A 12933-nucleotide genomic window follows, 5' to 3' on the forward strand; every position below is an offset into this window, starting at 1 on the left:
CTAACCAAACTCATTCTGGCAGCTCTTCTCGCACGCCGTGCGAACTCTTCCCCATCCATAATCTCCCCTCTCCGCCCGGCCATCGCGCCGGGCTTTTTCATTCCGCCAGCACCGCGCTGACACCGGCACTGTAGCATGCCGGGCGGGTCGCGCGATCAATAATACGCATTTTGCTTACTTCTCATGTTGACACTACGCATATTGCGTAGCTATGTTTCCTCACACCCCGCCGCTGACACCGCACAACGCGGCTGATCGCGGGGCTGACAACACCAGCCGCACGAAGCGGCGAGAGGAGACGACATGCTGGAACTTGACGATCTCGAACGACTGAAGAAGCAGATTCAGAGCCTCACACGCATGCGCAAGCAGCAGATGAAGCTCAGCGAAAAGTCGCTTCAAGACCTGACGCCGAAGCAGGCGCAGAAGGCCAGCGCGGACCAGAGCTGGCTTGGCATGGAAATCGACAAGGCTGCACGGGAAGCGCACGCGGCGGCTGTTGATCTCGGCATCGCCGACCCTCGCAGCGCCGAAAGCTATGGGCCGGTCGATTACCGCCCCAGCGCATTCCACCACTACCGCCACCAGCCCACCAAGCCGCGCTGTCGCGCAGCCTGAGCGGCGAGAGGAGACGACACATGGCAACCGAGACACGCGTCACCGAATGGCAGGAATGCAAGGACGGCCCCCGGTATCCGGGCCTCTCGCACGGCGGATACACCCACTATCGCATCTGGCAGCAGTTCGACGGCCTGCGCTGGTTTCAGCGTCACGAATGGTCGCGCGCCGATGGCTCCAGCGAAATGGGGAACTGGATCAACGGCATTCGCAATTGGGTGTCCTCTGCAACCCCTGCCCCGGCTGAGCAAGCCGCCTGAGAGGAGACGACACATGTACCTCATCACCTATACCGCCGAATGGAGAAGCCAGCACGAGGGCGTGGTCGAGTGCATTCGCATGGAGAACGAGACCCGCGAAGCACGGGCGCCCGGCACGCTCAAGGAAGCCGTTGCATCGGTCGAGGACGGGCTGCTCGACATTCGCGGCGTCGAAAGCGTTCGGGTCATCCATGCCGATGTGGAGGCCGGGATCTGCGCGGACGTGACCGACCTGGTTCTGAACGAACTGCGGTCCATCGCCTCCTCCGAGAGCGACACGCCGCGCGGTGCGTGGATGCACGAGCATCCGGCCCTGTTCCCCTTCGGCTTCGGCATGGCCGCTGAGTGAACGCCGTGCGCCTCGCCGACTGGACCCTCCTTGCCGTCGCTTCCCTCGCCACCGGCTGGGGCATCGCGGTTGCCATCGAAGTCATCAACTCGACCTGTGGAGCCTGCTGAAATGAACGCTGTGACCAAACATCAGGCCCACGAGGCCATCCCTGCCGATCCGATGGTGAGCATGATCGAGCGACTTGTGCTGAACCCCGACGCCGACCTCGACAAGATGGAACGGATGATTGCGCTCAAGCGTGATTATGACCGGGACAATGCGCGGATCGCGTTCGCAGCCGCGCTGGCCGGTGCCCGCGCTGAGATCCCGCCGATCATGAAGGATGCAACGGTCGATTTCAGCACCAGCAAGGGCCGCACGCACTACAAGCACGAGACGTTGGCCGGGATTGCCAAGGTCATCGATCCGATCCTTTCGCGGTTCGGCCTGTCCTATCGCTTCCGCACTGACCAAGGGCAAGGCGGTGTCAGGGTGACGTGCATCATCGCTCACGCCAACGGACACAGCGAGGAAACATCCCTTGCCTGCGCCCCCGATGGGTCTGGCTCGAAGAACCCGTTTCAGGCTGTGGGCAGCGCCGTAACCTACTTGCAGCGGTACACGCTAAAGGCCGCTCTTGGGCTGTCCGCAGAGGTTGACGACGACGCGCAGGGCGCGGCGCCGCGCCCCGGTCAAAACCGCCAGCCTGAGCCGCCCGCATTCAACCCCCGCGCCGCAGCCGACCGCCTGATCACAGCGATCAACCGGCGCAAGGGCAACCGCGATGATCTGGCTGAACTCTGGGAGACGGAGAAGGCGACCAGAGACGAACTGCCCGACGATCTGTTCGCGGAAGTGAAGGCAAAGTTCATCGCCGCCGCTCCCAAGACCCCGACAGCCGCAGAAATCGACCCGAACGAAATCCCCTACTGAGGACTCCGCCATGAACGACATGACCCCTGCCGCTGGCCACAATCGACCGCCGGACCCGCTGAACGAGGCCCTCGCGCCCTATGGCGACTTCATCACTGAGGCCGAAGGCTGGCTTGACGGCGAACCGGTCAAGGACGAGGCCGCGATGAACGCGGTTGATGCTCTGGCCAAGGAAATCAAGGCGGCAAAGAAGGACGTGACTGCCGCGCAGAAGTCGGAGAGCGCGCCCCTGCACGACGCATGGAAAGAGGCGCTGAACCGCTACAAGCCCACGCTGGACGATCTTGACCGCATTTCCAAGGGCCTCGCCGCTCTGGTGGGCGGCTTCAAGCGCAAGCTGGCCGAAGAGAAGCGCGCCGCCGAGCGCAAGGCATGGGAAGAGGCCGAGGCCAAGCGCCGCGCCGCCGAGGAAGCGGACCGCAAAGCGGACACCGCGAACATCGAAGAACAGCGCGCCGCCGAGGAAGCCCGCCGGGAAGCAATGGAAGCCGAGAAGGCCGCGCAGGCGGCCCGCAAGGACGCCGGTGCGGTCAAGGGCCTGCGCAAGGTCACGCGCTACGAAATCACCGACCACAAAGACGCACTGCACGACATTGCACGCCACGACAGGGACGCGATCACGGCGTTCATCGAGGAATACGTGCGCAAGAACCACAAGGCCCGCCCGATTACTGGCGTGCGCGTGTGGGAAGAGCGGGAAGCGTTCTGATGACCGCCGCCGACATCTTCGACGCCTACCAAGATCGCGTCTCCGCGAACAGGTCACCGCAGGGGCCGGATCGTGACGCCATTGCTGAAGACCTGGCATCTGAAAGCGGTCTAACCAAAGCCGAGGTAGATGAGATCATCACCGGCTACCTGATCGGCGTGGGGGCTGGTTGATGGAGTATCGCGCCCGATGGATAGGCGGCGTTCTGCGCCTGATGACCAACCAGCCTCCCGCGCTGGACGAAGGCGAGGCCGTGTTCGTGTCCATCGAGCGCGCCCGCTCGCCCCAGAGCCACAAGCACCAGTTCGCGTGGATCAACGACGCATGGGCCAGCCTACCCGATAGTTGCCTCGGTATGCCGTGGGCGGAGACGCCGGAGACCCTTCGCAAGCACGCTCTCATCGCGACCGGGTTTCATCGCACCTACACGCTCGACTGTGGGGCCAACGCCACCGCGCGGCGGATCAAGGCGGAACTGGTCCGTGCCGAGGCCCGCGCCGAGGGGTACGCGATCGGTCAGGTTCGCGGCCCGGTGCTGACCATCTGGACGCCGGAGAGCCAGTCAACCCGCGCCATGGGCAGGGAGCGCTTCCAGGAGAGCAAGACCGCCATCTTGGACTGGATCGCTGACAAGCTGGGTGTGACGGCTGACGATCTGCGGAGGAGCGCAGCATGACCCTCGCACGCAAGACACCTCTTCGCGCGAAGACCCGGATCAAGCCCGTGTCGGACAAGCGCCGCAAGCACCGGTCCAGCGCCGCTGGTCAAGCCGATCTGGATTACATGCGCCGCGTCAAAGCACTGCCCTGCTGCGCCTGCGGCAAGCACGGCCCGACCGATGCGCACCACTGCCGCGACCTGCCCGACTTCAATGAGCGCGGCCTGTACACCCGCCTCCCCGGCGCCGGGTCCAAGTCCGGCGACCGCGACACCATTCCGCTCTGCGGCGGCCCTAGCGGTTGCCACAGCCTCTTCCACAAGAACCGCGCCGAATTCCATCGGCGGCATGGCAAGGATTACGGCTTCATCGCCCCGACCCGCGCCGCCCTTTCCAGCATGGAGATTGACTTCTAATGTCGCCCCAAGAGAACGACAACGGGCTCAGTCCCACTGCTGAATTCACTCGTGACCTGCTGCGCGCTCACCAGAAAGCGCAGGAAGCTCGCGTACCCATCGAAAGCTGCGCCCGCATTGCAGCAGGCTTTGCGGAGGATCTCGCTGACCTCGCGAACGATAGCCAGTGGCCTGACACGCTCCTGACGACCATAGATGAAGCTAGGGCGCAACTCGCTGCCCGAAAGGAAGGGGGTGCCGCATGAGGCCCACCAACGACAAAATCCCCCGCACGCCCGAGGCATTGGTCAGCTTCCAGAGCGGCGACCGTCGTCGCACCTCGCGGACACTGAGTCCCCGAGCCTACGGTTCCGTGGCGGTCCGCTGGGCAATCGTGATCATCGTGATTTCTGCCGCCTGCCTTACAGCTGTGAGGGTGTTCGAATGAGCCTACCGCTGCGCGTCCTCATCGGCTGCGAGACCTCCGGCATCGCCCGTCGCGCCTTCGCCGCCCTCGGCCATGACGTCTGGTCCTGCGACATCGAGGCGGTCGAGGACGGTTCGAACCGGCACATCCGCTGCGATATCCGCGACGGCATCTTGCACGAGGGCTGGGATTTGCTCTGCGTGATGCACCCGCCCTGCACCCGGCTTTGCCGATCCGGTCGACGGTGGATGTCCGGGCCGGGGAAATGGACGCCGCCCAAGCGCCTGCCCAAGGGCCGCACCTGGGACGACATGAAGGCCGAGTTCGAGGAAGGCGTCGACATCTTCACCGCCTGCTGGTCCGCGCCCATCCCCCGCCGCGCAATCGAGAACCCCGAGATGAACGACCTCGCGCGGGACCGAATGCTTGCCGATCTTCCCGCCCCTCAGGTGGTCCAGCCGTTCTGGTTCGGAGAACCCGCCTACAAGGCGACCGGTTGGTACCTGGCCGGCCTACCCGGGTTGGCCGAGACCGCGCGCCTGCCCGAGCCCGACCACGGCAGCGACGAGTGGAAGCGCTGGAACCGCGTGCACCGCATGCCGCCCGGCCCCGAGCGCGCCCGCCTTCGCAGCCGGTCCTTCCCCGGCATGATGACCGCCGCGGCCCAACAGTGGGGTGGCTACGCCCTCGCACAGGAGACAGCAGCATGACCCGTCGCAAAGTAGACATCCGCCTGCACGATACCAGCATTGGTGTGTGGCAAGATGATCCCAATGACCCGACCTTTCGCGCGGAAATCTACAGCGGCTTGATCCGGGTGATGCGGGATCATGGCTGGGCGGTCCATGAGGATCCGAATATTCGCAAACATTACCGCTGCTTAAACCCGGACCACCGATTGGCTGCTAAGGGTCCGCTGCGCGCCTCCATTGAAATCACTGGCCGCGCGGTCAAGTTCGAAATTTGGTCCGCGAATGCGCGCCAATCCAACAGGAACGGACGGCGCTATGACTTCGATAAGCTGGACCGGATGCCATTCCTGGACCAAAAGCGCTTTCATCTCGAATGCATCCGCCTGACCGATTGGCTCATGGAGCGCTGCGAAGCGAATGTGACCCGTGGGCGCGAGAATGGTCTGACAGCCGATCAGCGCATTGCCAAAGCTTACGCAGAGTCTTGGCATAGCGACAAAGAACTCTACCGCCCGGTCTGCCGGATTGACGGCAACCGCACAAGCGCCGACGGGATGCTGATCGAACATGGGCAAATCGTCTGGTTCGCAGGACGCGACGAGCCGCATTCGGCGCGGACAGGCTTTCTACAACATCAATAACATGTGGTGGGTGAAGGTCTCCCGCAACGATCTCCGAAACCTCTCCTGCTTTGAGCTTTTCACACAGGCGCCGAAAGACCTACGCCGCAAACGCAATGAGCGGCGCAGGCGGCAGCGTCTTGAAACTCTTTTGACCGAAGCCGTGCGCCGCTCGGACTATATGCGCGCGGGAGAGATCCAGCGCATATTGTTCGGGGCCGAGGAAGTTTACCGGATTTGGTCGCGCAAGCATGATGCTTTTTACAGCTCGAACCTATCCGGCTACACCAGCGACGGGATATCGGCTGGCCGATACACCCGCGCCGAAGCCGAGGCAGAGGTGCGCCGCGTACCGCACATCCTCTCGCTGGTCACGCCGAAAGGAAATCACGTCCGTTTCGATGAGGCCACCAGATGACCGCGCCCCGCCCTCTCAGCGCCAAGGCCTTGCGAGAAGCCGCCCAGGTGGCTCGCGAGGAAGGCGTCACCATCGTGGTCAGGAATGGTGCGCGGGTGTATGAATTCACGCCAGACAGTCAAACAGCCAAGTCAGCGCAGGCGGCAGAAGGTTGGGAAGCGGCGTTCGAATGACCAGAGGCGTCAGGCTGAAAGGCATCAAGGTCGTCACGAAGCCTGACGGCAGGATCTACAAGTATCGCCGCGTGCGTGGCAAACTGGTGCCACTGCCGAACCTGGCCGAGAACAACCCGGACTTCCTGCGCGCCTATATTGAGGCCGAAGAAGTCGCGCCGCGCGACGATAGCCTTGCCAGCCTGATCGGCCTCTTCCTCGCCAGCCCGGACTTCAAGGCCCGTAAGGGGACGACGCAACAAGTCTGGCGGCGACGGTTGGCGAAGATGCAGGTTGAATACGGCACGGCCCCTGTGGCGAAGCTGACCACCGTTCACATCGAAAAGGCGCTTCGGAAGTTGCCGCCCGGCGCGGCGCGCTCTGATCGCACCATCTGGCGCGCGCTCATGGCCTACGCCAAGGCCGAGCACTGGCGCCCCGACAACCCGGCCAAAGACGCCGAGATCCGCGCCATGAAGGCGACACCACACGCCCCGTGGTCGCAAGAGGACGTTGACGCCTTCCGCGCCTTCTGGTCCTTCGGCACGCCGCAAAGGCAGGCTTTCGAGATGCTGTTCTGGACCGCCGCCCGCTGCGTCGACGGTGTGCGAATCGGCTGGCAGAACGTCAGCTCCGACGGCTACCTCTCATTCACGCAGGAGAAGACCGGGGGCAACGTGCTACTGCCGGTCACGGCGCCCGTCGCCCCATTCCTTGAAGCGGATCGCAAGGCGTTCCTGCGGGCGGTCGAACCCGAGACGATATTCACGAAGACCGCCTATGGTCGAAGCCGAAGCGTAAAGGGGCTTTCGAACCTGATCGCCAACGCGGCGCGGAAGGCCAAACTGACCGGCAGGACAGCCCACGGATTGCGGAAGGCTCGGGCAATCATCCTGGCCGAGAACGGCTGGACGCCGCACCAGATCGGCGCATGGACGGGACACGAGACCTTGCAGGAAGTCAGCGAATACACTCGTGCCGCGAACAAAAAAGCACTGGTTTCTGGAAACTCGGCTGGAAACTCGCGGGGTGCTGTCGTGGATTGCCGTAGCAAATCAGGCAGTTAGAAAATTATGTGGCGCACCCGAGAGGATTCGAACCTCTGGCCTCTGCCTTCGGAGGGCAGCGCTCTATCCAGCTGAGCTACGGGTGCCTGCGCCGTCGTCTAACCTGCAACGCGGACCTGCGCAAGACGCTTTCCCACGGGTTCTTCCGTCAGGCAGGCTTGTGCGCGACGGCCAGCATCGTCATCTCGGGGATCAGGTCGTCGATCTCGACCCCGGTAAAGCCTGCAGCCGTCAGCGCCTCGGCCAGCCATCCCGCGTCAAGAGAGCGGGCGCGGGGCGTGAAGGCGGTGTGCTGCAACTGCCAGAGCGCCGCCAGCTTCGGCCCGCTGCGGTCGGCGCGGACGACAAAATCGTGCAGCAGAAGCCGCCCGCCCGGGGCAAGCGAATCGTAGGCCCGCCGCAGCAGCCCGGCATGGGCCTCTCCGGGGACGCCGGAAAAGAGATAGGACATCAGCACCACGTCCTGATCCCCCGGCCAGCCGCACTCCAGCGCGTTGCCCTCGACATAGGTGATGCGGTCCGACAGCCCGGCCTCTGCCAGGTAGTCGCGCCCCAGCGCCGCGACGTTGGGAAAGTCGACGATGGTCGCCAACAGCCCCGGGTTGGCGGCGCAGAGCGTGATGGCAAAGGCCCCGGTGCCGCCGCCCAGATCCAGCAGCCTATGCGCGCCGGACAGGTCGACGCGCCGCAGCAGCTGCCGCGCCGGTCCCAGAGAGCCCGCGTGTTGCGAGCGGGAGTAAAGCCGCGCCTGTTCCGGGTCCGAGAACCACTCGGCATAGGAGCCAGTCGCATCCTCGGGCAGCCGGTCGGTCAGCGCATGGTCGATCTGGTCCAGCAGCCCGTACATCTGCCGCCCGACCTGAAGCCGCAGGTAGTCGCCGAAATCATGCTTGGCGCCCTTGACCAGAAAGGCCTCGGCGGCGGGGGCGTTGCTGTAGGTGCCCCCCTCACCCACCACAAGACCCAGCCCTGCAAGCGCCGTCAGCAGGGTCTCTGCCCGGTCGGCATCCACCGCCGTGCGTTCGGCCAGTTGCGCGGCGGTGCTTGGCTGCCGGGACAGTTCGGTGAAGACCCCGACCTCGAGCGCCGCGAACAGCGCCTTGGACCCCATGAAGCCGAAAGCGATGTCGGACACCTGTTCCGCCGTTTCCAATGCTGCCATGGGGGTCCTCCGTTCTTGGCTTACCCCCTGCCTAGCGCATTCGACCCCAATCTTCCAGAAACGACACCCGAATGTCGTAAACGGACCGCCCCGCTGCCCGCGGATCAGCCGAAGAGATCGTGCGCCAGCTCCAGCGCCTCGACCAGCGTGTCGATCTCGGCCTCGGTGTTGTACAGGCCCATCGACGCGCGGCAGGTCGCCGTGACGCCAAGCTGGTCCATCAGCGGCCCGGCGCAGTGATGGCCCGCGCGCACCGCCACACCCTTCTTGTCGAGGATGGTCGAGATGTCATGCGCATGGCCCGCCCCCTCCATCGTGAAGGAGAAGATCGCCGCCTTGTCCGCTGTCGTGCCCTGCAGCGACAGCCAGTTGAGGCCGGACAGCTTCTGCACGGCGTAATCGCGCAGGCTGGCCTCGTGGGCGGCGATGTTCTCCATCCCGAGGCCCATCATGTACTCCAGCGCGACGCCAAGGCCGATCTGCTGGACGATGCCCGGCGTGCCCGCCTCGAACTTCATCGGCGGGTCGTTGTAGGTGACCTCGTCCTTCGACACGTCCTTGATCATGTCGCCGCCGCCCATGAAGGGGCGCATCTCGGCCATGCGGGCCTTGCTCATCCAGATCGCGCCAGAGGCGGAGGGGCCGTAAAGCTTGTGCCCGGTGATGGCATAGAAATCGCAGCCGATGTCGGGGATGTTCACCGGCATATGCACCGCCGCCTGAGAGCCGTCGACCAGCACCGGCACCCCCTTGGCGCGGGCGCCCTCGCAGATCGCCTTGACGTCGACCACGGTGCCCAGCACGTTCGAGACATGGGTGACGGCGACCAGCTTGGTCTTCGGGCCGATGGCGTCGATGACCTTTTGCGGGTCCAGCGCGCCGGTCGAGATCCACGTCGACCCACTTCAGCACCACGCCCTGCCGCTCGCGCAGGAAATGCCAGGGCACGATATTGGCGTGATGCTCCATCACCGACAGGACGATCTCGTCGCCGGGTTCCAGCCGGGGCATGGCCCAGCCGTAGGCGACCATGTTGATGCCCATGGTGGTGCCGGTGGTGTAGACGATTTCCTCGGGATCGGGGGCACCAAGAAAGCGAGCGATGATCTCGCGCACGCCCTCGTATTTCTCGGTCGCGAGGTTTGACAGGTAGTGCAAGCCCCTGTGAACGTTTGCGTATTCCTCGGCATAGCCCTCGGTCACCGCGTCGATGACGACCTGCGGCTTCTGCGCCGAGGCACCGTTGTCGAGGTAGACCAGCGGCTTGCCGTTGACCTCTCGCGACAGGATCGGAAAGTCGCGGCGGATCGTTTCTACGTCATACATTCATTGCCATCCCGTTCGGATCGACCCCCGCGAGGGCCAGTACGATCGACAGCGCGAAGGCCATGGCCAGAAGGCCCAGCCCCGCGACGGCACCGGCCTTGAGCAGGCTGCCCAGCCCGTGCGCCTCGTCGATAAAATTCAGCAGGATCCACAGGCCAAGCCCGGTGATCGCCATGAAGACCCCGGTGCCCAGCACCGGCGCCAGCGGCAGCACCAGTGCCATGAGCGCCTGCGCCAGAACCCGCAGCGCCTGCATCCAGATCAGCAGCAGCGCCATGTCGCGCAGCCGCGCGGTGCCGCCGAACAGCCCGCCGACCCATGTCAGCGCGGCGATGGTCGAGGCGAGGACGGCGGCCTGCATCCCGGCGAAGACCGCCGGATTGGCCAGAACCCCCGGCACCGGCACGGGCGCCAGAAGATGCGAGGCCGAAAAGACCAGCGTGTTCAGCACCACGACCAGCGCGAAGGCGGTCCACAGCGCCTCTGTCCCCTACCGGATCGACAGCAGCAGCCGCGCCACATCGCGCGGCGAGACCACAGTCTGCAGGGCCAGCGACAGGATGCCCGCCGGGTTCACGCGCCCACCTCAGCCGCGATGCGCAGGCCCTTGATCCAGAACAGCCCGAAGGCCACGACCCAGAGCAGGCCGACCAGCGTCAGCGCCGGTCCGGGGCCGATGAAGCCCGCCACCAGCCCGTTCAGCAGCATCAGCGGAGAGGCCGCCAGCAGCGCCCAGAACAGCGCCACGCGAGACCCGTAGCCGGTCATGCCGCTGCCCATGGCGCGGGCGAGCAGCGCCACCAGAAAGGCCAGCGCGTAGAGGATCAGCGGCACGAAGAAGACCACCGCCAGCAACGTGCCGCCCAAGAGCATGTTCAGGTCCTGATCCTGCAGATGCGCCTGCCGCGCCAGCGCGGGCCAGCGGGCCACGAACATCACGCCGCAGCCCCCCATGAGGAAGGCCAGCGCCCGCGCCTCGGACGCGGGCTGCGCAAAGATGCGGCGCAGCACCGCGCCCGGCCCGCGAAAGCTGGCCGCGATGTCGGTGGTGACAGACACGCGCCCTGCCCTCCTTCGGCTCAGGCCCGACGACGGGCCAGCCAGGCCTCGACGCGGTCCACCAGTTCTTCGCGCAGGCTCTCGTCCTCGATCTCCTGCACGGCTTCGGCGATGAAGGCGATGGTCATCATGTCTTCGGCGATGCCGCGCGGCACGCCGCGGGCCCGCAGGTAGAACAGGCTGTCCTCGTCGATGGCGCCAGAGGTCGACCCGTGCGAACAGGCCACGTCGTCGGCGTAGATCTCAAGCTCGGGCTTGGCCGGGAACTGGCTGTCCCCGTCCAGCAAGAGGCTTTGCGAGATCTGGTAACCGTCGGTCTTCTGCGCGTCGGGCTGCACCAGGATCTTGCCACTGGAAGACGCCGGTGGCGCCGTTGCGCAGCACCTTCTTGAAGACCTGACGCGACTCGCAGTTCACCGCGTCATGGGTGATGAAGACTGTGTCGTCGTGGTGGAAATCGCCGTCGCCCATGCAGGCGCCCGCGACATGGGCCACCGCGTCGTCGCCGGTGAACTCGATCACCGCCTCGTTGCGGGTCAGCACGCCGTTCATGGTCAGGGTGAAGCTCTTGAAGGTGCTTTCCTGCGCCAGACGGGCAAAGACATGCGTCACCGCGCGGCGCGCGTGGTCACGGCCCTGCGCGCGGACGTGATGCAGCGCGCCGCCCTCGGCGATATCCGCCTCGATCACATGGTTGAAACGCGCGGCGGCGGGACCGTTTTCAAGGATCGTCGCCTCGCAGCCCGCATCGACCTTCACCACGTGGTGCAGGATCGCGTCAGAGCGCGTTTCCTTGTGCGTGTAGGTGATGTGGATCGGCTTCGAGGGCTTGCCGGTCACGTGGATCAGCAGGCCATCGGTGGCAAAGGCGGTGTTCAGCGCCGCGTAGGGCCGCTGCACCGGGCTCTGGCCCTTGGCCTCGAGCGTGCCATAGAGGTCCTGCGCCCAGTGGATATCCGCGACATCGGCCAGACGGGCGATTTCCACCCCTTCCAGCGAGAAATCGTCAGAGGCCTCGGCGTCGAAGACACCGTCGACAAAGACGATCTGCAGCCGCTCGCGTTCGCCGAAGATCGGCGCCTCATGGGCTTCGAAGGCCTCGGCCTCGGGCGCCTCGACCGCGTTCAGCGTATCGGGGCGGGTGAACTTCCAGTATTCGTCGCGCGCACCGGGCAGGCCCATGGCCTGCACGCGGGACAGCGCGTCGCGGCGGGCGGACGCGGACCAGCCGCCCTCGGGCAGGGTCAGCGCGGCAAGCCGTGCGTCGGTTGCGGTCTGTTTCGCCCGGGGCAAAGCCATTTACGCCTCCTCCGCGATCAGGTCCGCGTAGCCGTTGGTCTCGACCTCGAGGGCCAGCTCCGGTCCGCCGGTCTTGATGATGCGGCCATCGGCCATGATGTGCACGACGTCCGGCTTGATGTGGTCCAGAAGGCGCTGGTAGTGCGTGATCACAAGGAAGCCGCGCCCCTCGTCGCGCAGCGCGTTCACGCCGTCGGACACCAGCTTCATCGCGTCCACGTCAAGGCCCGAGTCGGTCTCGTCGAGGATGCACATCTTGGGTTCCAGCATGGCCATCTGCAGGATCTCGTTGCGCTTCTTCTCGCCGCCCGAGAAGCCCACGTTCACCGGGCGCTTCAGCATATCGGCGTCGATCTTCAGCTCTGCCGCCTTGGCGCGGATGGTCTTGAGGAAGTCGGTCGAGGACATTTCTTCCTCGCCGCGCGCCTTGCGCTGTGCGTTCACCGCGGTGCGCAGGAAGGTCATGTTGCCGACGCCGGGGATCTCGACCGGGTACTGGAAGGCAAGGAACAGGCCGGCGGCGGCGCGCTCTTCGGGCTCCATATCGAGGATTTCCTCGCCCAGCAGGGTGGCGGAACCCTCGGTCACCTCATAGCCGTCACGGCCCGACAGCACGTAGGACAGCGTCGACTTTCCCGAGCCGTTCGGCCCCATGATCGCATGCACCTTGCCCGCCTCGACGGTCAGGTTCACGCCCTTGAGGATCTGCTTGTCCTCTTCTTCCAGCTTCACGTGCAGGTTCTTGATCTCAAGCATCTTTCGTCCTTTCGTCTGCCCCGTCAGGGGCCTGTTCGATCTGCGCAGCGT

17 protein-coding genes, 1 tRNA gene and 2 pseudogenes are annotated in these 12933 nt (G+C 65.1%); 13 read left to right on the forward strand and 7 right to left on the reverse strand.

Annotated elements, in window-relative coordinates:
* Window positions 1-303 precede the first annotated feature (303 nt).
* The 13 genes from ABFB10_RS02230 (at window position 304) to ABFB10_RS02290 (ending at window position 7280) form a co-directional block, all read left to right on the forward strand.
* Window positions 304-618, forward strand: coding sequence for a hypothetical protein (locus ABFB10_RS02230; RefSeq protein ID WP_347165177.1), 315 nt, complete (start codon window positions 304-306; stop codon window positions 616-618).
* A 20-nt stretch (window positions 619-638) separates the two neighbouring features.
* Window positions 639-878, forward strand: coding sequence for a hypothetical protein (locus ABFB10_RS02235; RefSeq protein WP_347165178.1), 240 nt, complete (start codon window positions 639-641; stop codon window positions 876-878).
* A 13-nt stretch (window positions 879-891) separates the two neighbouring features.
* A complete protein-coding gene (locus ABFB10_RS02240; RefSeq protein ID WP_347165180.1) occupies window positions 892-1227 on the forward strand; it encodes a hypothetical protein in 336 nt (111 codons plus the stop codon).
* A 111-nt stretch (window positions 1228-1338) separates the two neighbouring features.
* On the forward strand, window positions 1339-2142 hold the full coding sequence (locus tag ABFB10_RS02245; RefSeq protein WP_347165182.1) for an ERF family protein: 804 nt from the start codon (window positions 1339-1341) through the stop codon (window positions 2140-2142).
* 10 nt (window positions 2143-2152) lie between these two features.
* Window positions 2153-2851 carry a hypothetical protein gene (locus ABFB10_RS02250; RefSeq protein WP_347165183.1) on the forward strand — a complete coding sequence of 233 codons (699 nt, stop codon included), beginning with the start codon at window positions 2153-2155 and terminating at the stop codon, window positions 2849-2851.
* The gene (locus ABFB10_RS02255) at window positions 2851-3024 is read left to right on the forward strand and encodes a hypothetical protein (RefSeq protein WP_347165185.1); all 174 of its coding nucleotides are present in this window, start codon (window positions 2851-2853) and stop codon (window positions 3022-3024) included. The genes ABFB10_RS02250 and ABFB10_RS02255 overlap by 1 nt, the downstream gene beginning before the upstream one ends.
* A complete protein-coding gene (locus ABFB10_RS02260) occupies window positions 3024-3527 on the forward strand; it encodes a hypothetical protein (protein WP_347165186.1) in 504 nt (167 codons plus the stop codon). The genes ABFB10_RS02255 and ABFB10_RS02260 overlap by 1 nt, the downstream gene beginning before the upstream one ends.
* Window positions 3524-3925: a hypothetical protein gene (locus ABFB10_RS02265; protein ID WP_347165187.1), complete on the forward strand. Its 402-nt coding sequence runs from the start codon at window positions 3524-3526 to the stop codon at window positions 3923-3925. The genes ABFB10_RS02260 and ABFB10_RS02265 overlap by 4 nt, the downstream gene beginning before the upstream one ends.
* A gap of 423 nt (window positions 3926-4348) precedes the next feature.
* A complete protein-coding gene (locus ABFB10_RS02270; protein WP_347165188.1) occupies window positions 4349-5041 on the forward strand; it encodes a hypothetical protein in 693 nt (230 codons plus the stop codon).
* Window positions 5038-5664, forward strand: coding sequence for a hypothetical protein (locus ABFB10_RS02275; protein WP_347165190.1), 627 nt, complete (start codon window positions 5038-5040; stop codon window positions 5662-5664). The genes ABFB10_RS02270 and ABFB10_RS02275 overlap by 4 nt, the downstream gene beginning before the upstream one ends.
* A 1-nt stretch (window position 5665) precedes the next feature.
* Complete coding sequence (locus tag ABFB10_RS02280) at window positions 5666-6061, forward strand: hypothetical protein (RefSeq protein ID WP_347165191.1); 396 nt, start codon at window positions 5666-5668, stop codon at window positions 6059-6061.
* Entirely contained in the window at window positions 6058-6234 is a 177-nt protein-coding gene (locus ABFB10_RS02285; protein ID WP_347165193.1) for a hypothetical protein, read from the forward strand. The genes ABFB10_RS02280 and ABFB10_RS02285 overlap by 4 nt, the downstream gene beginning before the upstream one ends.
* The gene (locus ABFB10_RS02290) at window positions 6231-7280 is read left to right on the forward strand and encodes a tyrosine-type recombinase/integrase (protein ID WP_347165195.1); all 1050 of its coding nucleotides are present in this window, start codon (window positions 6231-6233) and stop codon (window positions 7278-7280) included. Before ABFB10_RS02285 ends, ABFB10_RS02290 begins: the two co-directional genes overlap by 4 nt.
* A gap of 9 nt (window positions 7281-7289) precedes the next feature.
* On the opposite strand, the gene ABFB10_RS02295 is transcribed toward ABFB10_RS02290, so the two are convergent.
* The 7 genes and pseudogenes from ABFB10_RS02295 to sufC form a co-directional block, all read right to left on the reverse strand.
* A tRNA-Arg gene (locus ABFB10_RS02295) sits at window positions 7290-7366 on the reverse strand.
* Window positions 7367-7428: 62 nt separating this feature from the next.
* Window positions 7429-8442, reverse strand: a complete 1014-nt coding sequence (locus ABFB10_RS02300) for a methyltransferase (protein ID WP_347165196.1) — start codon at window positions 8440-8442, stop codon at window positions 7429-7431.
* 104 nt (window positions 8443-8546) lie between these two features.
* Window positions 8547-9768: pseudogene (locus ABFB10_RS02305) on the reverse strand (cysteine desulfurase).
* Window positions 9761-10222: a YIP1 family protein gene (locus tag ABFB10_RS02310; protein ID WP_347165197.1), complete on the reverse strand. Its 462-nt coding sequence runs from the start codon at window positions 10220-10222 to the stop codon at window positions 9761-9763. Before ABFB10_RS02310 ends, ABFB10_RS02305 begins: the two are co-directional and overlap by 8 nt.
* A gap of 119 nt (window positions 10223-10341) precedes the next feature.
* Window positions 10342-10827 (reverse strand): YIP1 family protein, encoded by a 486-nt coding sequence (locus tag ABFB10_RS02315; RefSeq protein ID WP_347165198.1) that lies wholly within the window; start codon window positions 10825-10827, stop codon window positions 10342-10344.
* 20 nt (window positions 10828-10847) lie between these two features.
* Window positions 10848-12126, reverse strand: a pseudogene (locus tag ABFB10_RS02320) (SufB/SufD family protein).
* Entirely contained in the window at window positions 12127-12882 is a 756-nt protein-coding gene (gene sufC / locus ABFB10_RS02325) for a Fe-S cluster assembly ATPase SufC (protein ID WP_206563437.1), read from the reverse strand. It lies immediately after the preceding pseudogene.
* Window positions 12883-12933 lie beyond the last annotated feature (51 nt).

Origin of the sequence: Ponticoccus litoralis (genome assembly GCF_039769985.1) — a bacterium.
Taxonomy (GTDB): domain Bacteria; phylum Pseudomonadota; class Alphaproteobacteria; order Rhodobacterales; family Rhodobacteraceae; genus Ponticoccus; species Ponticoccus litoralis.

Excerpts from the sequence above, each read along its gene's own strand:
- ABFB10_RS02230 (WP_347165177.1), top strand. The coding sequence starts at position 304 with ATGCTGGAACTTGACGATCTCGAACGACTGAAGAAGCAGATTCAGAGC.
- ABFB10_RS02235 (WP_347165178.1), top strand. The coding sequence starts at position 639 with ATGGCAACCGAGACACGCGTCACCGAATGGCAGGAATGCAAGGACGGC.
- ABFB10_RS02240 (WP_347165180.1), top strand. The coding sequence starts at position 892 with ATGTACCTCATCACCTATACCGCCGAATGGAGAAGCCAGCACGAGGGC.
- ABFB10_RS02245 (WP_347165182.1), top strand. The coding sequence starts at position 1,339 with ATGAACGCTGTGACCAAACATCAGGCCCACGAGGCCATCCCTGCCGAT.
- ABFB10_RS02250 (WP_347165183.1), top strand. The coding sequence starts at position 2,153 with ATGAACGACATGACCCCTGCCGCTGGCCACAATCGACCGCCGGACCCG.
- ABFB10_RS02255 (WP_347165185.1), top strand. The coding sequence starts at position 2,851 with ATGACCGCCGCCGACATCTTCGACGCCTACCAAGATCGCGTCTCCGCG.
- ABFB10_RS02260 (WP_347165186.1), top strand. The coding sequence starts at position 3,024 with ATGGAGTATCGCGCCCGATGGATAGGCGGCGTTCTGCGCCTGATGACC.
- ABFB10_RS02265 (WP_347165187.1), top strand. The coding sequence starts at position 3,524 with ATGACCCTCGCACGCAAGACACCTCTTCGCGCGAAGACCCGGATCAAG.
- ABFB10_RS02270 (WP_347165188.1), top strand. The coding sequence starts at position 4,349 with ATGAGCCTACCGCTGCGCGTCCTCATCGGCTGCGAGACCTCCGGCATC.
- ABFB10_RS02275 (WP_347165190.1), top strand. The coding sequence starts at position 5,038 with ATGACCCGTCGCAAAGTAGACATCCGCCTGCACGATACCAGCATTGGT.
- ABFB10_RS02280 (WP_347165191.1), top strand. The coding sequence starts at position 5,666 with ATGTGGTGGGTGAAGGTCTCCCGCAACGATCTCCGAAACCTCTCCTGC.
- ABFB10_RS02285 (WP_347165193.1), top strand. The coding sequence starts at position 6,058 with ATGACCGCGCCCCGCCCTCTCAGCGCCAAGGCCTTGCGAGAAGCCGCC.
- ABFB10_RS02290 (WP_347165195.1), top strand. The coding sequence starts at position 6,231 with ATGACCAGAGGCGTCAGGCTGAAAGGCATCAAGGTCGTCACGAAGCCT.
- ABFB10_RS02300 (WP_347165196.1), bottom strand. The coding sequence starts at position 8,442 with ATGGCAGCATTGGAAACGGCGGAACAGGTGTCCGACATCGCTTTCGGC.
- sufC (WP_206563437.1), bottom strand. The coding sequence starts at position 12,882 with ATGCTTGAGATCAAGAACCTGCACGTGAAGCTGGAAGAAGAGGACAAG.